The sequence below is a fragment of the Rhizobium mulingense genome, assembly GCF_029194105.1.
GTDB lineage: Bacteria > Pseudomonadota > Alphaproteobacteria > Rhizobiales > Rhizobiaceae > Rhizobium > Rhizobium mulingense.
Genome location: NZ_JARFVE010000001.1, coordinates 1 through 20,198 on the forward strand (window position 1 = coordinate 1; position 20,198 = coordinate 20,198).

22 protein-coding genes, 1 tRNA gene and 1 pseudogene are annotated in these 20,198 nt (G+C 62.8%); 11 read left to right on the forward strand and 13 right to left on the reverse strand.

Annotation, left to right across the window (positions count from 1 at the left end; translation table 11 throughout):
• The 4 genes from PYR71_RS00005 to PYR71_RS00020 all read left to right on the forward strand — a co-directional run.
• Positions 1-1,065: M10 family metallopeptidase C-terminal domain-containing protein (locus PYR71_RS00005; RefSeq protein WP_275617770.1), on the forward strand; the 1,065-nt coding region annotated here is incomplete at its 5' end.
• Between the two features lie 138 nt (positions 1,066-1,203).
• On the forward strand, positions 1,204-2,946 hold the full coding sequence (locus PYR71_RS00010; RefSeq protein ID WP_275617771.1) for a type I secretion system permease/ATPase: 1,743 nt from the start codon (positions 1,204-1,206) through the stop codon (positions 2,944-2,946).
• Between the two features lie 14 nt (positions 2,947-2,960).
• The gene (locus PYR71_RS00015; RefSeq protein WP_275617772.1) at positions 2,961-4,274 is read left to right on the forward strand and encodes an HlyD family type I secretion periplasmic adaptor subunit; all 1,314 of its coding nucleotides are present in this window, start codon (positions 2,961-2,963) and stop codon (positions 4,272-4,274) included.
• Between the two features lie 179 nt (positions 4,275-4,453).
• Positions 4,454-5,188, forward strand: a complete 735-nt coding sequence (locus PYR71_RS00020) for a phosphotransferase enzyme family protein (RefSeq protein ID WP_275617773.1) — start codon at positions 4,454-4,456, stop codon at positions 5,186-5,188.
• A 955-nt stretch (positions 5,189-6,143) separates the two neighbouring features.
• Here the strand turns inward: PYR71_RS00020 and PYR71_RS00025 are convergent.
• The 10 genes from PYR71_RS00025 to PYR71_RS00070 all read right to left on the reverse strand — a co-directional run bounded on the left by PYR71_RS00025 (position 6,144) and on the right by PYR71_RS00070 (position 11,679).
• The gene (locus PYR71_RS00025; protein ID WP_275617774.1) at positions 6,144-6,596 is read right to left on the reverse strand and encodes a pyridoxamine 5'-phosphate oxidase family protein; all 453 of its coding nucleotides are present in this window, start codon (positions 6,594-6,596) and stop codon (positions 6,144-6,146) included.
• 34 nt (positions 6,597-6,630) lie between these two features.
• A complete protein-coding gene (locus PYR71_RS00030) occupies positions 6,631-6,801 on the reverse strand; it encodes a hypothetical protein (RefSeq protein WP_275617775.1) in 171 nt (56 codons plus the stop codon).
• Positions 6,802-7,581: 780 nt separating this feature from the next.
• Positions 7,582-8,037, reverse strand: coding sequence for a DUF2231 domain-containing protein (locus tag PYR71_RS00035; RefSeq protein WP_275617776.1), 456 nt, complete (start codon positions 8,035-8,037; stop codon positions 7,582-7,584).
• Between the two features lie 1,069 nt (positions 8,038-9,106).
• On the reverse strand, positions 9,107-9,700 hold the full coding sequence (locus PYR71_RS00040) for a hypothetical protein (protein WP_275617777.1): 594 nt from the start codon (positions 9,698-9,700) through the stop codon (positions 9,107-9,109).
• 12 nt (positions 9,701-9,712) lie between these two features.
• Positions 9,713-9,910: a response regulator transcription factor gene (locus tag PYR71_RS00045; protein WP_096772033.1), complete on the reverse strand. Its 198-nt coding sequence runs from the start codon at positions 9,908-9,910 to the stop codon at positions 9,713-9,715.
• Positions 9,907-10,200, reverse strand: coding sequence for a GcrA cell cycle regulator (locus PYR71_RS00050; protein ID WP_183920424.1), 294 nt, complete (start codon positions 10,198-10,200; stop codon positions 9,907-9,909). Before PYR71_RS00050 ends, PYR71_RS00045 begins: the two co-directional genes overlap by 4 nt.
• Positions 10,197-10,595 (reverse strand): hypothetical protein, encoded by a 399-nt coding sequence (locus tag PYR71_RS00055; protein ID WP_275617789.1) that lies wholly within the window; start codon positions 10,593-10,595, stop codon positions 10,197-10,199. Before PYR71_RS00055 ends, PYR71_RS00050 begins: the two co-directional genes overlap by 4 nt.
• Complete coding sequence (locus PYR71_RS00060) at positions 10,561-10,929, reverse strand: hypothetical protein (protein WP_183920422.1); 369 nt, start codon at positions 10,927-10,929, stop codon at positions 10,561-10,563. Before PYR71_RS00060 ends, PYR71_RS00055 begins: the two co-directional genes overlap by 35 nt.
• 24 nt (positions 10,930-10,953) lie before the next feature.
• Positions 10,954-11,220 carry a hypothetical protein gene (locus PYR71_RS00065; RefSeq protein ID WP_275617778.1) on the reverse strand — a complete coding sequence of 89 codons (267 nt, stop codon included), beginning with the start codon at positions 11,218-11,220 and terminating at the stop codon, positions 10,954-10,956.
• A gap of 225 nt (positions 11,221-11,445) precedes the next feature.
• Positions 11,446-11,679, reverse strand: a complete 234-nt coding sequence (locus PYR71_RS00070) for a hypothetical protein (RefSeq protein WP_275617779.1) — start codon at positions 11,677-11,679, stop codon at positions 11,446-11,448.
• 83 nt (positions 11,680-11,762) lie between these two features.
• On the opposite strand from PYR71_RS00070, the gene PYR71_RS00075 reads away from it, so the two are divergent.
• The 5 genes and pseudogenes from PYR71_RS00075 (at position 11,763) to PYR71_RS00090 (ending at position 14,401) form a co-directional block, all read left to right on the forward strand.
• A complete protein-coding gene (locus PYR71_RS00075; protein WP_275617780.1) occupies positions 11,763-12,410 on the forward strand; it encodes a S24 family peptidase in 648 nt (215 codons plus the stop codon).
• Positions 12,411-13,184: 774 nt separating this feature from the next.
• Positions 13,185-13,448, forward strand: a complete 264-nt coding sequence (locus PYR71_RS00080; RefSeq protein WP_275617781.1) for a hypothetical protein — start codon at positions 13,185-13,187, stop codon at positions 13,446-13,448.
• 12 nt (positions 13,449-13,460) lie between these two features.
• A pseudogene (locus tag PYR71_RS30950) lies at positions 13,461-13,661 on the forward strand (hypothetical protein); the annotation flags it as partial.
• 42 nt (positions 13,662-13,703) lie between these two features.
• Positions 13,704-13,955: a type II toxin-antitoxin system Phd/YefM family antitoxin gene (locus tag PYR71_RS00085; RefSeq protein WP_275617790.1), complete on the forward strand. Its 252-nt coding sequence runs from the start codon at positions 13,704-13,706 to the stop codon at positions 13,953-13,955.
• Complete coding sequence (locus PYR71_RS00090) at positions 13,952-14,401, forward strand: type II toxin-antitoxin system VapC family toxin (RefSeq protein WP_275617782.1); 450 nt, start codon at positions 13,952-13,954, stop codon at positions 14,399-14,401. Before PYR71_RS00085 ends, PYR71_RS00090 begins: the two co-directional genes overlap by 4 nt.
• A gap of 13 nt (positions 14,402-14,414) precedes the next feature.
• Here the strand turns inward: PYR71_RS00090 and PYR71_RS00095 are convergent, their stop codons facing one another.
• The gene (locus tag PYR71_RS00095; RefSeq protein ID WP_183920411.1) at positions 14,415-14,654 is read right to left on the reverse strand and encodes a DUF982 domain-containing protein; all 240 of its coding nucleotides are present in this window, start codon (positions 14,652-14,654) and stop codon (positions 14,415-14,417) included.
• Positions 14,655-14,953: 299 nt separating this feature from the next.
• Here PYR71_RS00095 and PYR71_RS00100 point away from each other — a divergent pair, with 299 nt between their 5' ends.
• A complete protein-coding gene (locus tag PYR71_RS00100; RefSeq protein WP_275617783.1) occupies positions 14,954-15,556 on the forward strand; it encodes a hypothetical protein in 603 nt (200 codons plus the stop codon).
• Between the two features lie 50 nt (positions 15,557-15,606).
• Here the strand turns inward: PYR71_RS00100 and PYR71_RS00105 are convergent.
• Positions 15,607-15,683: transfer RNA gene (locus tag PYR71_RS00105), tRNA-Pro, on the reverse strand.
• A 262-nt stretch (positions 15,684-15,945) separates the two neighbouring features.
• On the opposite strand from PYR71_RS00105, the gene PYR71_RS00110 reads away from it, so the two are divergent.
• Entirely contained in the window at positions 15,946-16,353 is a 408-nt protein-coding gene (locus PYR71_RS00110; protein ID WP_275617784.1) for a hypothetical protein, read from the forward strand.
• Between the two features lie 405 nt (positions 16,354-16,758).
• Here the strand turns inward: PYR71_RS00110 and PYR71_RS00115 are convergent, their stop codons facing one another.
• Complete coding sequence (locus tag PYR71_RS00115) at positions 16,759-19,734, reverse strand: NAD(P)-dependent oxidoreductase (RefSeq protein WP_275617785.1); 2,976 nt, start codon at positions 19,732-19,734, stop codon at positions 16,759-16,761.
• Between the last annotated feature and the right edge of the window lie 464 nt (positions 19,735-20,198).

Genomic DNA, 20,198 nt, shown 5'->3' on the forward strand with positions numbered 1-20,198 from the left:
AACAACGGCACCTGGACCTTCACGCCTGACGCCAACTACAACGGCCCGGTCAGCCTCAGCTACACCGTCACCGACGGCCACGGCGGCAGTGTGCCGGCAAGCCAGAGCTTCGCGCTGGCGGCGGTCAACGATGCTCCGACGGCGGTTGTGTTGTCGAACACGGTCACGTCGACGCCCGAAAATGGCGGCGTGATCAAAGTTGCCGATATCGCGGTCACAGATGTCGATTCCGGAAACAACGTGTTGTCGCTGTCTGGAAGTGACGTCGCGTCATTCACAATCCTGAACGGGGCGCTGTACTTCAACGGCGGCGCGGACTTCGAAGCGAAGACCAGCTACGACGTGACCGTGAACGTGAATGATCCGACGGTCGGCGGCACGCCGGATGCCTCGCATAATTTCCATCTCGGCATCATCGACGTGGTCGAAAGCGACAGCGATACGAGCAATGACCACGATACGGACACAGCGACCGCCACAACGACAAATTGGGGCGAAACCAACGGTATCGATATTAAGGTCGGAAATGCGGCCGACAATACAATCAGCGGCGGCAACTCTGGTGATACGCTTTATGGCCAGGCAGGCAACGACACGCTGAATGGAAATAACGGCGCCGATGCGCTCTACGGCCAGGCGGGCAACGACATACTGATCGGAAGCCAAGGCCTGGACACGTTGTACGGGGGCTCCGGCAACGACACGCTCAATGGCAGCGGCGAGCAGGATGACCTTTGGGGTGGCTCCGGCAATGACACATTTGTGTTTACCTTGGCGGGCGACAGCACGTCAGGCGCCCCGGACACGATCCATGACTTCCACCATGGGTTTGACAAGATCGATGTGAGCGCGCTCGACGCATATACGCTCAACCCCAACACCCCAGGCGATCAAGCCTTCGCCTGGAGTGGAACGACGGCCACGACCCACAGTGCCTGGTACACGGAAAGCGGCGGCAACACGATCCTTCACTTCGATACCAACGGAGACGCGAATACCGACGAAACCACGATCGTCTTGACAGGCACAAACCTGGGCTTGACGAGTTCGGATTTCATCCTCTGATCACAACGGCGGCCGCTTTCGGGCCACGTCGTCACCGCGGCGGTTTCATCGCGGTGGCGGGCCCACAGCCGATCTTTTCGATCAGTGCGGCGGAAGCAAGGTAAAAGCCGCCTGCGGTACTGTGAAAGAAGAAGTATCATGTTTGCTTTCCTGAACCTGGGTGTTTTCGGCGGTCTCGTTGCCGCGAGCTTCGTCATCAACTTGCTGGCGCTGACCGCGCCGCTGTTCATGCTGCAGATCTACGACCGGGTTCTGGCGAGCGGAAGCGTTCCGACGCTGGTCGGCCTCGGTGTTCTCGCGCTCTGGCTTTACGGTTTTCAGGCGGCGCTTGACATCCTTCGCTCGCGCATCCTGCTGCGCATCGGCGAGCGCTTCGACCGGCAACTTTCGGACCGGGTGCATGCGGCGGTGACGCGCCTGCCGCTCATCGCCCGCATGCCCGGCGACGGCCTGCAGCCGCTGCGCGATCTCGATAATGTGCGAGGCTTCCTGTCGGGCGCCGGCCCGACGGCGCTCTTCGATCTTCCGTGGATCCCGCTCTATCTCGGCGTCTGCTTCATCTTTCATTTCTGGCTCGGCATCACGGCGCTGGCCGGGGCGATCGTGCTGGTGTCGCTGACGCTGCTGACGAACATCCTTTCGCAGAATGCAATCAAGGAGGTGACGGCCCACAACATGGCCCGCAACGGGCTGATGGAAGCCGCTCGCCGCAATGCCGAGGTCGTCCATGCGATGGGTCTTTCGCGCCGGATTGGCGCGCGCTGGCAAAAAGCCAATTCCGATTATCTCAAGGCGAACCGCCGGGCGGGCGATGTCACGGGCGGCCTTGGCGGCCTTGCCAAGGCGCTGCGCGCCATCCTGCAATCGGCGATCCTCGGCGTCGGCGCATGGCTGGTCATCAATCAAGTCGCGACGCCCGGCGTGATGACCGCCGCTTCGATCATGATGGGGCGTGCACTTGCCCCGGTCGATCTCGCCATCACCAACTGGAAGCCCTTCCTCATGGCGCGGCAGAGCTGGGCCCGGCTGCAGGACATGCTGAAGAAGATGCCGGAACAACGGTCGGCGCTGCCGCTGCCGAAGCCGGTGCGGGAGCTGCGCGCCGAAGATCTCACCATCGTTCCTCCGGGCGAACGCAAGCCGAATGTCGCCGGCCTCGGCTTTGTCATGGAGCGCGGAACCGCACTCGGCATCATAGGGCCGTCCGGCTCGGGCAAGTCGAGCCTCGCAAGGGTGCTGGTCGGGGCATGGGCGCCGGCGGGCGGGAATGTCCGCCTTGACGGGGCCAGCCTCGACCATTGGGACAATCAGGCGCTTGGCCGCCATATCGGCTATCTGCCGCAGGGCGTGGAACTGTTCGACGGCACGATCGCCGAGAACATCGCCCGGTTCGAGGATGATCCCGATCCGGAGGCGATCGTGGCAGCGGCGAAAGCGGCGGGCGCGCACGAATTGATCCTTTCCTTCGCGAAGGGCTATGAGACTTGCATCGGCGAAGGCGGCTCGGCGCTGTCGGCCGGTCAACGCCAGCGTATCGGCATCGCCCGCGCGCTTTATGGCGATCCCTTCCTCGTGGTGATGGATGAGCCGAACGCCAACCTCGACGCCGAGGGCGAGGCAGCCGTGGTCAGGGCCATCGTCTCGGTTCGCGAGCGCGGCGGCATCGCGATCGTCGTCGCGCACCGGCCGAGCGCGATCAGCGTCGTCGACAAGGTGCTGATGATGGAGGGTGGCCGCCAGCGCGCCTTCGGTCCGAAAGACGAGGTGCTGTCAAAAGTTCTGCAGGTGGCTCCTGCTCCGGCAAGGGGCCGCGCAGAGGCAGGAAACAGGCTCCAGACGAATACGGCACGCAGACAGCTTGGAACGCTTGAAACAAAATGACGATGGAGTGATCCATGACCGGGATTGACAGGGACGGCGGCCTTTCCGCTTCCATTCGCCGGCACTTGCTCGGCAGCCTCGTGGTGTGTGGCGGCCTTGTCGTCGGCGTTGGCGGGTGGGCATCGACGACGGACCTCGCCGGAGCCGTGGTGGCATCCGGGAGCTTCGTGGTCGACTCCTATGTGAAGAAGGTTCAGCATCCGACCGGCGGCGTGGTCGGTGAAATCCTGGTTCACGAGGGATCGGAGGTGACAGCCGGCGACGTGGTGCTGAGGCTCGACGCCACGGCGACGCGCGCCAATCTGGCGATCGTCACGCGACGGCTGGATGAATTCCAGGCGCGCTTCGCCCGGCTCGAGGCCGAACGCGACGACCTGCTAGCGATCATGTTCCCCGACAGCCTGCTGACCCGGCGCGACGACCCGGAAATCGCCGCGATCCTGCGCGGAGAGGAACGGCTCTTCGCTATCCGCCGCGAGGCGCTGCGAAGCAAGACAGCGCAACTGCGCGAACGCGTTCTTCAGTACCAGCACGAGATCGAGGGCGTGAAGGCGCAGGAGATCGCCTATAGCGAGGGCATCGAGGTGCTCGACAAGGAAATCGCCTCCCTCACCTCCCTGCGGATACAGGGTGCGGTGTCGGACCAGCGGCTCAACGGCCTCAAGACCCAGCGCGCCACCTTCGGCGGGGACCGCGGCGAGCAGATCGCCGCTCAGGCGCAGGCTGCCGGCCGCATCACCGAGACGAACCTCCAGATTCTCCAGGTCGACCAGGATCTGAAGGCCGAGGTCGGACGGGAGCTGCGCGATACGCAGGCGCAGATCGGCGAGTACGTCGAGCGCAAGATTGCCGCCGAGGACGATCTGAAGCGCACCGACATCGTCGCTCCGCAGTCCGGCATCGTCCATTCGCTCCAAGCGCACACGATCGGCGGCGTCCTGACGCCCGCCGATCCGATCATGCTGGTCGTGCCGGAAAATGACGACCTGGCGCTGGAGGTGCGGATCGCGCCGAAGGACATCGATCAACTCCAGATCGGCCAGAGGGCGGTGCTGCGCATGTCGGCCTTCAACCAGCGCACCACGCCGGAGCTGAATGGCCATGTCAGCCTCATCGCCGCCGACCTCACCACCGACCAGCGCAGCGGGCTTTCCTACTATCTCGTGCGTATAGCGGTGCCGCCTGAAGAACTGAAGAAGCTGGATGGCCTGACGGTGCTGCCGGGCATGCCGGCCGAGGCCTTCATCCAGACCAGCGAGCGTACCGCGCTGTCCTATCTGGTCAAACCGCTCACCGACCAGATCAACCGCGCCTTCCGGGATGAATAGGGTGAGCGACTACTCCGGCACCTGAACCAGACTAAACGGTAAATCCTTCCGCAATGACCGCTTGGGGCAGATTGCGGTTATCGAAACCCCTGCGGCTGACCGGAAGCGGACATCGTGGCGTCTTAAACTTTCTCTATTTCTGCCGCGATTCAATCATCGCCGCCAGGGATCTATCGCCAATGGGATGGGAAGCACTCGGACAATGGGGTAAAGACGCGGTTCGCATCGAACGCCTGATGGGTGGAGTTGCCAACGACGTGTGGAGCGTTCGTGTCTACGGGCAGATCGCGGTCGGTCGTCTCGGCCGCAGGACCGACGCCGATCTCGCGTGGGAAACCGAGCTGATCCAATACCTCGACAATGAAGGCATGCGCGTTCCAGTGCCGATCCCGACGACTGACGGCCGGCTGTTCGTGGACGGTCTGGTGGTGATGAAATACATGGAGGGCGGACCGCCCGAGACGCAGTCCGACTGGCGTCGCGTGGCCGACACGCTCCGCGAGCTGCATCGGCTGACACAGGGCTGGCCGCAGCGCCCAGGCTGGCGATCGTCGACCGACCTCCTGCACGCCGAGACCGGAACGAGGATCAACCTTGCCGCGATGCCGCCCGAGGGCGTTATTCGATGTCGAGCAGCGTGGGCGCGGCTCATCGGACGTCAGACATGCGTGGTCCACGGCAACCCCAACAGCCCCGGCAACGTCCGCGTGACCGCCGATGGGGTCGCGTTGATCGACTGGGACGAGTCACATGTCGACGTTCCCGACCTCGACCTGGTGCTGCCCGGCAACGCCGCCGGTCTCGACGACGGCACGCACGACATCGCCGCGCAAGCGTCAGCCGCATGGGAAGCCGCCGTCTGCTGGCAGGACGACTATGCCGTCAAGCGGCTCGCCGAAGTTCGAGCGGTCTGAGCAGTTTCGGCGGATCGATGGGCGGGATCATGTCGGGACCTCCAGCGATCGCATTGCGCCAAGGGGGGAAGGCAATATTCCGTCGGCACGGGAACAAGAAGCTCAGCCGATCGCAAGTTTGGTGGGCCGTGCGGAGGTGCTGATAACACAGCCATGCACTTCGATACCAACGGGGACGCGAATACCGACGAAATGACGATCGTCTTGACTGGCACAAACCTGGGCTTGACGGATTCGGATCTCATCCTCTGATCAACGGCGGCCGGCTTTCCGGGCATGTCGCCACCGCGGGTTCATCGCGGTGGCGACCCACAGTCGATCTTTTCGATCACCACGACGGAAACACGGTAAAAGCCGCCTGCGGTAGCGACCGATATACGGCGCGAAGCGGTCGTAAAGGCCTAAGTTGCAGTCGCGCCGTCAGCGGACATCGTGCTATGAACTGTACTGAAGCGTTGCAGGATCCCGCCCGAAAACAGGCGGTGGGCTCTCGATCACCCGGCCCTTTCGCCTAAAGTGATTACGAAGGAAAGGTTGCGCCTGGGGATGAACCGGCGCATAACCACCCTATCGTGGCCAACCTTTCACGGGCGGCTCCGACTGGAAGTGACACAGCTTCCGCCCCAACGTGAAAGGACGAACCATGTTTGGCTACGTCCGAACCCGCCTTCGAAAACCATTGGGACTGTCAATCGTCGAGGGAAACTTCGACGGCTCCGTCGCCAAGCGCGATCACGGCCCAAAATCTCTGTCCAGGCTTCGCTTCATGATGTACGGCGAGGGAACCGGAAGCGACAGCGATCTTCTCAAAATTGCACGAGCCAACTGAAGACGCAGCGATAGGCTTATCCTGACCAGCCGAGAGTTTCGACGGTAGTCGAAAGCAGCGTGGGCTCTGAGTATGGCTCACGCTGCAGCACCCCTTTTCATTCGCTGCTCTTTCTCTCTTCCAATTCTAGGCGCGATGCTCGACTTGGCGGCCAGAGATCACGTCGATGGACAGGCTAAAAAAGATCGGGCTGCCGCTATCTCCGTCTTCGCCGGCGCTGAGTTCGAAGGATCCGGGTTCCCACCAGAATGGCCGCTTCTCTAGCAAGGACCATGCATGGAGGCGTTCGTTGCGCCTCGCAGGAATGTCCGGCAGTTCGTCGAAACGGCCCTGAACCAGAACGCTTTTCCACATTCTGTCCTTCTCCATCTCTTCCACCTGAAGACAGGCAAAGGGGATTATTCGAAGCTGGTCTACCTTCTGTCCGGGCATCGAGAACAGGAAGACTTTACGCGAGTCATAGGCGTAGTGGACCGGAACGACATAGGGATATTGCTCGCCCATGCTTGCGAGGTGGCCAAACGTGTGGCTTGCCAAGAACGTGATGCAGGCGTCATCGCTCATTTCCCGCAGTTCCATCTCGACCTCCCGCCCCTGAAAAGATTCTCTAACGTCACGACTTGGCGTCCAGCGCGGCTTCAATCCTGATCACGCGATCGATGATACGGCGCTTGCGATCGTAAAGTCGCACCAGCAGCTCATTGTCCGCGTCCACGGACTTTCCGTTGTCGTGCGACCTCCTGACGATCGTTTCCTGCCTGCACAGGAGCTCATCGACCTTCACTGCTTTTCCCCTGAAATAGGAGATCTCTTAGGTGGTACCGTGCTCGCTGCATGGACGTTGCTACCAATCATTTTTTGGAATGCATTTTGGCATCAGAGATCCTGGACGGCGCAGGCAGGGCCAAGGGAGGCATCCTGTCACCTTGCTATGACAGCCGAGAGATCAACCTGGGTGACGAATGGAGGGCGATCCGGCCTGAGCAGAATCGCGACAGGTCGAGATCCAACGGTTGCGCCGCGTTTACGCCGGTTGCCCTTACCTCCCAGTGTCGAACTCGAGCTTCAAGCCGTCGCGATCATAGCACGAAACTCTGCCGTTGTGGTCTCTATTCGAATACGCGCATGGCAGCTTGAGGGCGACAGTGGAAGTACGACTGCAATCGAAGGGCGCGCTCGGCTGCATCCGCCGCCATGCGGCTTCGCCCTGCGGCTCTCGCTCCTCTGTCTAGACATCAAACGACGTTTCTTTGAACGCTGGAGCCACGGCCGCGGCACGGGACGGACGAGGCTGGCCGGAATATTATGTCGGCGCGGGAACAAGAAGCTCAGCCGATCGTAAGTATTGTGGGCCGTGCGGAGGTGCTAGTAACACAGCCATGCACTTCGATACTCTGTGCGGCCCGCCCCTCGAAACCCGGCCAACCCGATCTCCGCCGCACCTTTCAACCTCGCCGTAGCCATAGCAGCTGCTGCCGCGGCGTCAGGCGCAGATGTTGCGTGAGAGCGCGGGAAAGCAGCACGGAAGTTGCCCATCGGCCACTCGGCCGCCCTCTGCCTCACCTCACCGGATGTCAGTCTCTTCGCTGACGCCGACCCGGTGGCGGTAGACCATTTCCCAGCCTTTCCAGCCGTTGAACAAAAGCAGCGCAACGGCGAGCAGAGACAGCACCAGCCCGGTCGGCACGATGAAATCGGGGCCTTGCACGAGCCGGCGCCAGAGGCTGACGGCTTCGATCAGAACGACGACGACATTGCCGATCATGTGGAGCCAGGCATCCCGCAAGGCGCGGATGCGGCTGTCGCCCAAAAAGTCGGTCAGTCCGGCGAGTGCTGCCAGTGCCGCCATAACGAGGCCGGCTGCAAGCATCCAGTTCGACGCGGCCGGCCAGAACGGGTTGTCGGATTGGCTGTGAACGATATCGGTGGCCAGCGTTCCGGCGAAGAAGGCGACCGGGAACGGGATCAACATCGGATGAATCGGATGGCCGGCAATGCTCAATGTGCTTTTCGGGTTCATGGGGTGCCTCCGACGGTTTCAGCTGTGCGCTCCCTAACAATCGAAGGCGTCGTTGGTTCCCGGCCTGTCGCGGGTTTGCAGGCGCCGCCTCCTGCCGATGGACCTCCCAACCTGCGTTGCGCCTCTTGCCGGTAGCCCTCCCGACCTCCGTTGCGCCTCTTGCCGATCGCCCTCGCCACCCTCCGTCATTCCAGGCCTTGACTGGAATCCATGGCAGCACTCGGCGAGGCCGGCATGGGTCCTCGGGTCAAGGCCGAGGACGACGGAGGGTGGGGTGAGTTCCATGGCAAATCCAGCGATGGCGAGGCGACGGCGTTGCGCTTCTTGCCGACGGACCTCCCAGCCTCTGTTGCGCCTCTTGCCGGTAGCCCTCCCGACCTCCGTGCGCCTCTTGCCGATCGCCCTCGCCACCCTCCGTCATTCCAGGCCTTGAGCCTGGAATCCATGGCAGCACTCGGCGAGGCCGGATGGGCCCTCGGGTCAAGCCTGAGGACGACGGAGGGTGGGGTGAGCTCCGTGGCAAATCCATCGATGGCGAGGGAATAGCGAAGGAGTTTGCGCCTCCTGCCGATGGACCTCCTAGCCTCCGTTGCGCCTCTTGCCGGTAGCCCTTCCGACCTCCGTTGCCCGTCCTGCCGATCGCCCTCGCCACCCTCGGTCATTCAAGGCCTTGAGCCTGGAATCCATGGCAGCACTCGGCGAGGCCGGCATGGGTCCTCGGGTCAAGCCCGAGGACGACGGAGGGTGGGGTGAGCTCCGTGGCAAATCCAATGATGGGAAGGCATAAGCGACGGCGTTGCGCTTCTTACCGACGGACCTCCCAACCGCCGTTGCGCCTCTTGCCGGTAGCCCTCCGACCTCCGTTGCGCCTCTTGCGAGTAGCCCTCCCGACCTCCGTGCGCCTCCTGCCGATCGCCCTCGCCACCCCTCCGTCATTCCAGGCCTTGAGCCTGGAATCCATGACCGCAGTCGAGGGAGGCCGGCATGGGTCCTCGGGTCAAGCCCGAGGACGACGGAGGGTGGGGTGGGCTCCAGCGGGAAACCGGAGGCGCGTTGATGACCTCCGCCCTCACCCGCCCTTCGATTTCCGCAGCGCGATCAGCCCGCGCCGCAGCCACAGCAATTGCTGCGGCGGCATGTGGCGCAGATGGTCGTAGTCCATCACGGCCACATTATAGACGGTGCTACGCACCTGCGGGCCGTCCTCGCAGGCAAGCAGGATCGCCTGCAGCGCCATCATGCGGTTGCTGGCCTTGCGGGCGCGCTCGGCGAGGCTTTCGGTCACCTCGCCTTCATGGCCTTTGACGGCAAAAAGCGATTGCGCCCTCGGGCTCGGGGCCGGGATGCCTGTTGTCTTGTGGTAGCGGGCCATGGCTTCGGCATAGTCGTCGCCGGTCTGGCGCTGCTCGTCGGTGATGACGCCATCGAGGAACATGCGGCCGAGGGTATAGCCGGCATAGGGGCTCCTGACCGTCTCGTCATCAACCGTCCTGCTGAAGCCGTGGATGCGCCGGCGGGCGGCGACCGCGACGCTGACATTGTCCTTCTCGGTCTCGAAAGGCTTGATCTTGCCGCAGGGGAAACGCTCGACATTGGCCTTGCGCGGCCGGCCGGCGCCTTTGTTTACCCGCTGTATCTTCACCTTGGTGGCCTTGCCGCCCATCTGATGTCCATCCTATCGAATGATGCCGTTTCGGAGTGCTGCGGCGACCAGGGCGGTCTCCTTGAAGACGCCGAGCTTCGCCTTGGCGTTGGCGATGTGGGTGTTGACGGTGATCGGCGAGATGCCGAGGATGGCGCCGATCTCGGCGGCGGTCTTGCCTGCCGCCATCCAGCCGATGATTTCGCGCTCGCGCGGGGTGACGGCGCTCATGGCGCCGGCCCGTCGATGGTCGGCACGCGCGGCATCGTCACATGGGCGCCCGACAGCGTCACCCGCGTCACCCGGTCGGGATGGCGGATCGGCGCGGGAGCTTCAACGCCGGGCAGCGGCTTGCGCCCATCCTGGCGCGAGGGAAACCGGTCGCGGTTGCGATGCGCCATGTTGATGACGGTGTTCTTCTTCGAGCCGAATAGCTCGGCGATCTCTCGTGCCGAGAAGCCCGCCTGCCAGAATTTCTGCGCCTCGGCGATCTTGTCTTCGGTCCAGAACAGGTCTCTCATCCCATTGTCTCCTGTGCGTCTCGTGCGGCCCTTGCGATGAGCGGGTTGTCGGGAAACATGTCTGCGAGCTTTCGCCTGGCGTTCAGGCTGCCGTTCGCCGCCTGTCTCAGCAGCTGCATCTTGTAGGCCGCGACCTTTGGCTGCGGCGGTTCGGGCTGCACCTCGATCGGCGGGCGGCTTTCCCTGGCGATCACCGCCTGCTGCTGGCGGGCCACTTCGGCAAAGCTCGCCGCACTCGGGGCGAAGGCGCGGTTATGGTCCCTGACCTTGCCGGAGAGGAACAGCTTGGCGGCGCGCCAGACTGCCTCGGCCGGAATGCCGTCGATGGCGACGAGATAGGCGCGGATCTGCATGTCGGGATCAGTGCCGGCGGAGGCCGGAAAGCCCGAAAGCATCCCCGCTATGATCGTCACCGGAGAGGAAATCTCTTGCGGCATCGACCAATGTCCTTCTGCCCGTGTTTGCATCACTCGATCCCGCTTCCCTCGCCTTCTCATTGAAATACCAGTCGGATTTGATCGCCCGCCAGCCGCGCAGGATTTGCATCTCGGCGGCGTCGACCGGATTGCCGGTCTTCAGATATTCCTTGACCTGGATCTTCGCCGCGTAAGCCGTCAGCGGCTTCTTCAGCGTGCGGCTGCGATGCTCGATGATCGCCGCCGCCAGTTCCGGCCCCAGCACGGGGCTGAGGATCTCCATGATGTCCTTGTTCATCGCTTCCTTTTCCATGCGCATCCCTTTCCGCTCGCCCACTCAGACCGGCAGCCGGCGTCGCGCGCCGGCAAAGCCGACCGGGGCGCCCGGCCTGACGGCGCGGCCGGCAAACCGCCGGACCTTGCCGGCGGAATAATCGTCTTGGGCGGTATCGCCCTTCTCGGCACTGCGCAGCCGATGGATCTCCGTTTCCACGGCCGGCACCGACACCCCAAGAATGGCTGCGATTTCGATATAGTCGCGGCCGGAGCGGAAGAGCTCGAGGGCGTTCATGTGGGTGCCTTGACAGGCTGGAGCGATGTTCATCGCTTGATCCTCTTTGCCTCGGACGCGGGGCCGGATGTTCCCGGCAAAGCGGGCCTGGCCGTGTTTCATTTTCAAATTCGTTGCTGACATCAGGAGCCTGCTTTGTTGCGGAAGCGAGGGCTCCGGTCGCCGTCTCAGGGCTGGCGCCCTATGGCCGCGACGAGTCGCGTCCTGGAGATGCCGGCGTCGCCGAGGGAGGGCGACGACGCCGGCGACCGATAGCCGTCAGGGAGGAGTGAGGCTGTCGGATCCGGTGATCGGCAAGGAAGAGGGCAGGATCGTCGTCTGCCGCATCTCTTCCGGGTTGGTCTGCCGGCCGCAATTTTCGCAATGGCGCTCGATCACCTCGGCGATCGATAGCGCTCTGCCGCATTTCGGGCAGCCGGTGTAGCGGGCGCCCGGGTGATCGGCGAAACCCGAAAGCCGGGGCCGGTTGTTGATGTAATCAGTGCCTGTCATGGGCATAAGGGTACGTAAAATACCTCGCACGTCAAGCGATTTAGGGGATTACATGTACCTTTTTTTAGGGTATAATTTATATCATGTTGAAAGATCAGGAACAATTTGAGCGCGAAGAACGCGCAAAGCGTCTGGTCATGGCCAGGAAGAACGCTGGCTTTGCCGGGCCGAAGGCGATCGTCGATCGTTTCGGCTGGAACGCCAATGTCTACAAGGCGCATGAGTCCGGCCGGAACGGCTTCGGCATTGCCGACGCGAAGAAATATGCCAAGGCGTTCAAGGTCAATCTCAACTGGCTGCAGTTCGGAACCGGCGACGCGCTCGATCCGGAAGAGCGGCCGGTCTCCGTCGCCGACGTGCCGAAGATCTCCTGGGTCAGCGCCGGCCAGCTGACCGACCAGGCGCCGATTACCGACTTTTCGGAATTCCCGACCGTCGCCGCGCTCGATCTGCCGGACGGCGATTGGATCGCGCTCGAGGTCGAGGGCAATTCAATGAACAAGATCTCGCCGCCGGGCTCGATCATTTTCGTCAACCGCCGCGACAAGCGCCTGGCGCCGAACGCGCTTTATGTCGTCGCCGACGAGACGGGGGCTGCGACCTACAAACGCTACCGCCCGAACGACAATCCGCCCTTCCAGCCGGCCTCCTACGAGGATGTGCCGCCGCCACAATTCCAGGGCGCCGTCACCATCATCGGCCGCGTGCGCCGCTCGGTGATCGAGATGTGAACGTCCCGGATTTCTCGAAAACTCGAATCTGTTCCAAGACATAGAACTCACCGCTCCAGCAGAACGCCAGGCTCTTCCGAAATAGAATCAAGATGATCCGCCCGTCGTCACGCGCCGGCGGAATTCGCTTCCATATCGCCACGCCCGCCGTGCCGATCATCGCTTTCGACGCTGCGCGGGCGATGCCGCATCGAGCCGAGCTTCGCCTCGAAAATCGAGGGCATCGAAACCGGCTCGGCCGGCATCGCGCCCAAACCCGTTCGACGCCTTGCGAAGCTGCCTGGGGAAACGGGAGGTTGAGCGCCCGGGAGCAAATCTGAAGGATCGCGATGCAGCCGAGCGGACATGCCGCCCGCGCGCCCGTGGTATCCTCATCTCTTTCACTCCTTCCCTCTTCCATCTCTTTCCCGTTCCTGAAGGCTGGTGAGGGAGGGTTCCGGCCAAAGCTTCCCCCTACCCATGAGCAAAGCCCATGAAGCCGGGAGAGCATTGGCCATGTCCTGAAGGCCGGAGCCGGGATGGGACACGTGCCAGAGGGGCCATTCGCTTCGCCCTCGTCCTGATTTTCTGACAGCGCACTTAAGGACTTTCGCTTCCCGCGCCGCTGGGCTTCGTCAGCTCGGGAGTTGCACCCGGTCGCCCAATCACTGCGCTCAGCCATACGCCTACGATTCGTACCTCGTCAACATTGGAGGTATTTTTTATACCCATATCAATTGACGCGTACAGGTATTATATATACCTTTCTCATACGGCATGAGAGAGGGCAAAGCGATGCAGCATATCCGCAAGATCGAGACCGAGCAGAGCCTAAGGGACGCCCGCTGGAATGCCGCCCGCGGGCTCGCAGACTGCGCCGCCTATATGGCGAACGAAGCCCAGCGCATGGGCGCCCTCGGCTTTGCCTATCTCAGCCGCCCCGAACATTCGGTCCGCGGGCCGTCCTGGCTGCGCGGCGCCACCGCCAGCGTCGAAGCGCATTACCGCTATGCCCGCGAGATCATGGGCATCACCGATCGCGATCAGCTTTACGCCTGAGGGAAAACGAACATGTCCGCCGATTGCATCATCAAGGCCTTTTCCGGCTGCCCCTGCCCGCCCGGCCATTGCACCGAGCGGCCGATCACTACGGCGCCGGTCACCTTCACCTCCTGGCGGATCCAAGCCCTCACCTGCATCGCCTTCGGCTTTGTCGCAGCGATCGTTTCGGCCGCCTGGATGGGTACTTCCCTTGATTCCAACGACGGCAGGCCTATTATGACCATAAATGGTCACATTAAGCGGGAGGGAATTATGTCGACGATCAGCGTGGCAGAGGCAAAGGCCGGTTTCGCCAGCCTAGTGGACGAAGCCGCAAACGGCGAATTCGTGACGATCACCCGCCATGGCAAACCCGCCGCCGTGCTGGTGTCGGTCGAAGCGGCCGAGGCTGCCAGGAAGGCTTTGAACAAGCCACGGCCGAATTTCGGGGATTTCCTGCTGAGCTTCCCAGGCGGCGTCGAACTGGAGCGAAACCCCTCAAAAATGAGGGATGCCGATCTGTGACGGCTTACCTTCTCGACACGAATATCATTTCGAAGTTCGCGCCGGGCAAGGTGGCGCCGTCCGATCCGGTGCGGACATGGTTCCACGAGCAGGGGCAAGCCGAGGCTCTCTTCCTGTCGGCTCTTTCCGTGGCGGAGATCGAGAAGGGAATGCGCAGCCTTCACCGTCGCGACGGGATTGCGCGGGCACAACGGCTTTCGGAATGGCTTGATGTCGTCACCGACACTTTCGGGGATCGGATATTGCCGATGGATACCGTCATCGCGCGAATCGCCGGCGCTCTGGAAGATGAGGCGGAAAGCAAAGGCTGTCATCCCGGCCTCGGCGATCTCATCATTGCCGCGACAGCGCGGGCCTACGACCTCATCGTCGTCACCGAAAATCTGCGGCATTTCCAGCCGCTTGACGTGCCCGTTGATCTTCCGGCCGCCTTCCGGCCGGCGTGATCGGCCAAACCGTTCAGGAACTGAACTTGATGTCGCTCGCTTTGGCCGCCGTTATGAAGGCGCGGCGCACCTGCTCGGGCCCGGCAGCGTCGTTGAAGACATCAAGCACGAGCAACTCGGCAGCCCTGGCCGCCGGCGTCTGCTCCGGCCACTCGCTCAGCAGCATATTGCCGGCCTGGACGACATTATAGACCGTCCGGGTTTTGCCATTGATGGTGATCTTCACGGGTTTGAAGCTTCGCCGCCTGCTCATGGCCCAGTATCTCACACGGAACGCGACTCAACGAATCACTTTGGGACTCGTTCCGGTCGCCGCGTTTTTTTCTCACGCACGTCTTGGTTATAACTTTTCGGCAGGAAAATTATAGCTGGGAGGGAAGAGCAGCAGGATCTGTCCACCCTCGCCAAAGGCAATGGCAGAAATCGGCGAAGATCCCGTTGGTTACAGCGTTTAAGCGAACTTTTGATGGTAATCACGTGAACATGCGCGCCGTCGGGATGCCATACTCCGCCTCCATGTAATCCTCAAGCCAAGAATACCCGGTAACAAACGTGCCAGAGCAAATCAAAAGCAGCGACCAATTTACCTGGACATATGCCCTCTGGCTGTTGCCGTTTCTGGGAGCGGATTGGGTTTATTGGCTTGCTCCCCAATGGGACTGGGGGACGATCGATCTGATCGTCTTTCTCGTGACGCTGATCGCCATCGCAGGCTCCCTCTGCTTCAATCTGGTGCTGCGGCGCTGGCGGCGTGCCCTGTCTCTGGTAACAGCGCCCCTGCTGCTGCTCATCTGCCTTCATCTTCTCGCCGCTGCCGGCATAGCGCCCGACAGCGTTCGGTTTGCGCTGACTAGGCAAGCCTATCTGGCAGAAATCAAACGAAGCGACGTAGGGCATCCCTTTCGGACATTTGTATGGGACGATACGTTCAGGCATAAGACATACTCGACGCTCGTCTATGATGAGAGCGATGAAATTGCCTTGCCCAAAGGCGAGCAATCCGCAGCGTGGCAACAGCGCCTTCAGACGTTCTGTTTGGAAAAAAAGAAGGAATGCGTCACTCTCGATCCTGGTCCGGACAACTTCATCAGCGTCAGCAAGATCGGCGAACACTTCTACATTCTGGACGACAGCCTGCCGGCCGCGTTTCCTTGAGCCAAGCTCGCATCGGAAACGAAAAACCCCGCCGAAGCGGGGTTTCTAGCTGGTCGGAGTGGAGTGATTCGAACACTCGACCCCCACGTCCCGAACGTGGTGCGCTACCAGACTGCGCTACACTCCGTGACCAGCGGCGCTTCTATAGAACAGCCTATCTGGTTGCACAAGCGCCAAAATTCAAAAACCCGACGGAATTTTTGACGGGTTGATGACAGGCGCCGGAATGGGCCGTTGCTGCAAAAAGACACACCCCGGGCAAATTAATCGGAAGTGCGAAAGCGGCAATTTTCTTTTGCCGGGTTCCGCGCTAAAGGGCTCGGCGGGACAGGCGAAACCGCCGCGACGGCGGCTTCGCAGCCAATGCGCCAGAGATCAGGGACGACACGATGAAACTCCGCACCATCACCGCGGCCGGGCTTGCAATTGCGCTTGCCGGATGCACGACCATTCCTTCCGCCGGCAATCCGATCGAGGCCCGCTGGGTCGGCAAATCGGCCGGCATCTTCTTTGCCGCCTACGGGCCGCCGATCAGCGACCGCGAGGAAGGTTCGAGCACCATCTATACCTGGCGCGGCGGCTACAAGAACGTGCGCATTCCGGCCAAATATGCCGAGGGCGCCGATGGCAAGCGCGGCAAGCAGATCGCCGCCGCCCGCACCGCCTATCTGCGCTGCCAGGCCGAAATCACCACCAATTCCGATTATACGATCCGCGACATCCGCACCGTCGCCGATATTCCCGGCGTCAACGGCCCGTCCTATTGCGCCGAGTTCCTGGCGCCCGAACAGAAGTAACGGTCGACCCCAAAACACGAAAACAGGCGGCCGATGTGCCGCCTGTTTTGTTTTGGGCTCAAGTTCAGCCTCAAAGCATCCGCATGAGAGGCAGCTGCGGATCGATGCAGGTAATGAGATCGGGCACGGAAATGATGATGTTCGGTTGTGCCGCGCGGCCCCCTCATCCGGCCCTGCGGGCCACCTTCTCCCCGCTGGGGAGAAGAGGGAGCAAGTCGCTCCGACACTGGCAAACAGAACCAGCCTGCTCAAAAGCACGCCATCCAAGAGGGTCGATGGTGAGGCCGCGCGTTCCCCTCTTCTCCCCAGCGGGGAGAAGGTGGCCGCCAGGGTCGGATGAGGGGGCCGCACGGCACGGCGTCAGCGACGAGGAAAGCATCGCCATTCGCCGAGCCGTTAGTGGTCTCACCCCTCCGCCGGCCCATACAGGCCGAGCTGGTCGAGCAGCGCCCGCTGCCGGTCGGCGCTTTCGACGAGCAGGCCGGTATAACGCTCGACGATCCGGCCGCGGTGATCCGGATCTGAAACCGCCGATAGCGCGCCGGTGATGGCGGCGATCTTTTCCGAGACCTGGCGCAATTCCTCGAGCAGTTCCGCCTTGCTTCCGGCCTCGGCGACGACCTGCTTCGTCACCTTGCCGATGCCGGCCGGCGTGCGGCTGCCGCCGGAGACGTAGCCTTCCGGCAGGTCGCCCTTGAGATTGACGACCGACTTGAAGCGGATGACGTCGAAGATCTGGTCGACCGCCTGCTTGGCTCCGGTCACCCGCGAGGGGTGGTCGGTGTCGGCGGCGGCATGCGGCAAGAGCTCCAGCTTGCCCTTGTGGCGCGCTTCGAGCGGCAGGTAAGGCAGCATCGGGCCGCTGAGCGTGCCGGTCGCGGCATCCCTGAAGAGGTCGGCGTCGATTGCCGCGTGCGCGATCTTGCCGGAGGCAAGCGCTGCATCGAGCGCATTGGCATCGACGACTTCGCCGCGGTCGTAATTGACCAGCACCGCGCCGTCCTTCATGGCGCCGAGCACCTTGGCATTAACGGTGCCGGCATTGGAATAGGTGCCGGTCGCCGCATCCAGGCGGCCGAGGCCGATATGGACGGAGAGCACGTCGGCGCCGCTTGCCGCTTCGACCGGGCTTGCGGCATAGTCGAAACCTTCCGCCTCGATCCAGCGCCTGTGATGCTCGCGGGCATAGATCGCCACCTTCATGCCGAAGGCCTTGGCGAGCTTGGCGACTTCGCGGCCGATATTGCCGTAGCCGAGGACGGCGAGCTTGCGGCCCTCGAGCTTGGCCGTCGGGAAATCCTTCAGCTGGCGGCCGGTATCGAAATCGCCGCCGGCGACCATCCGGTGCAGCCGGTCGACCGGCAGGTCGGGAACGACCTTCAGGATCGCCTTGAAAGCCATCTGGGCAGTCGCCCGGCTGTTGATGCCCGGCGTGTTCATCAGGGGCGCATTGCCGCCCTCGCCGTTGCCGCCGCCCCAGGAGGCCGAGCCCATATTGCCGGTGCCGGCGCCGATGCGCACGCCGCCGAGCGAAAAGACGGAGGCCTTCGGGATGAAGGTCGCCGCCGCGATCAGCGCGTCATACTGGCCCTTGTCGGTCTGCGGCAGGATCTCCGCCTCGGTGCTGAGGTTCGGCTGATAGAAAAAGTGGATGCGGCCCTTTTCGAGCGCCGAACGATCGCTGAGCGGGCCGAGATGGAAGCTGCCGCCCTTCTCCTCGATATAGGCCTTGACCTCGCTATAGTCGGGTTCGCCGTCGGCGCCGAAGCGCAGGCCGACGAGATCGGCGATCAGCACCGTATAGGCGCGGTTCGGATCGTCCTTGCGCACGGCGCCATCGGCCTTGGCAGGCGCCTCGAAGGTCACGCCGTGTTTGGCGAGCTCCTCCTCGAGCACGACGATCTTGGCGCGCAGATAGGCATATTGCAGATTTTCCAGGAGGGCCATGACATCCTCGGGCTCGCGGATGCCGCCGACCCAGGCGCGGTAGTCGCCGGGTGTGCCCGGGAAGGCGTTGACGTAGCGGGCCGCGTCGAGGCCGGGCTCATATTCGCCGTTCGGATGGGTGATGCCCTCATAACCGAGCAGCTGCTTGGAGCGGGCGATGATGCGGGCGTGGATGCCGGCATCGGTGATGTCAGTATCCTCGACCTTCAGCAGCGTCACGGCCGCGCCACGGCGCTCGGCATCGGTGACGGTCAGCGACAGCAGCGGATGCGCCTTGACCCATTCGTCGATCACGGCGCGATTGGCGGCGGAGCGGCGGTTGAGCTCGACGACGGAGCCGACCCGGGCTTCCGACTGCAGCAGGCCGAAGGTGGTCTCGGCAAAGGCGAGCGCGCTATAGGTGTTGATGACGCCGCCGAGCATGCGGTCTTCGCCGGCATCGTAGAACGGCCCGGCATCGACCGAGCGCTTGGCCGAAAACGGCTGCCGCGGATCGATCGGCGGGGCGATCTTCAGCTGGCGCGGGATCGCCCAGGCGGGATCCTGCTGGTTCTTCTCGATCAGCGCAAGGGCATGCGGCGTGAAGGAGGCGACGAAATAACCGGAGATGCCCCCGATCGCCTTCTGGAAGGGCATGAACAGGCAGCATTTCGCCATGACGGCGCTGACGAGCTCAGGCTCCCAGGGCATGGCGCCGAGCATCGAAGTGGCGTCGAACACCGCATGGCGGTTGGCCGGATCGCCGTCGAGCCAGTTGAGGAGCTCGCGGATCTCGGCGCTGGTATAGGCGTTCGCCCCTGTCGTCTCGTGGCCGACGCCGACGAAGATCGACACGCCGAGGTTGGACAGTTCGGCCGCCGTCGGGATCACGCCCTCGGAGGCGGCGAAATGGATGCGGCTCTCGCAACCCTTTTCGGCGAAGCGCTGCATCTCGATCAGCTGCGTAGCCCAGGACTGGCGGAAGAAGCCGGCCGCCTTGGATGGATCGCTCTCCGGCCGTGGCGTATCGACATAGATGCGCTGGGCGGCGTCATTGGCATTCATCAGGTGCTGGATGCAGACGGTGAAGCCGCTATGGCCGCCGCCGAGCCCGACCGCCATGCGGTTCTCCTTCGGGAAGCCGAAATAGCGATGGATCGCCCGCATCATGTCGGTGAGGATCTTATCGGCCGGATAGCCGCGATGCATGCTGCGGGAAATCTCGGCCGTGGTGAATCCGTCGATATCGTTGCCCTTGTCGTCGAACTTGCGATAGGTCTTCTCGATCCAGGCGTCGAAGGCGATGCGCCTGAGGCGGCTATCGACTTCGTCGGTCGTCGCATCGGTGATCGGCCCGACGCCGAAAAACGGGTTGGACGGCAGCTTCGGCGCACCCGACGCGGTCTGTCGAAGGGCGTTCAATCGCTGTTCCTGCATCTGCGCGATATCTGTCATGGCCTGCCTGTCTGTTCCCGGAGCTGAAGTCGCCGTCATGGTGAAGTGAGTGCTCGGAGAGGACAAGCTCATATGCGCCGAACGACAGGCGAAACGCGTCATTGGGGGCCGTATCGTTGATGATGGCGCGATGGGCGGCGGGACGCGACGCGCTTTCCTGCCTGGAGATCGGCGGTACTGGGACGACGGAGGAGAAGTGGTGCTGGGGATGGAGGGGCAGAGGTGGTGCCGCGAGCTGCATCGGCGGTGCGTCTGGCAACAAAGCCAACCACACCCTCCGTCATCCCAGGGCTTGACCCTGGGATCCATAGCCAAGCACGCGGACTTCTATTTCTCTGCAGCGGAGCGCCTTCGCTGTTCGCCCAGTGCCAGCCGCATGGATCCCAGGGTCAAGCCCTGGGATGACGGAGGAGAAATGGTGCCCGGGATGGAAGAGGAGAGGTAGTGCCGGGGTGACGGTGGAG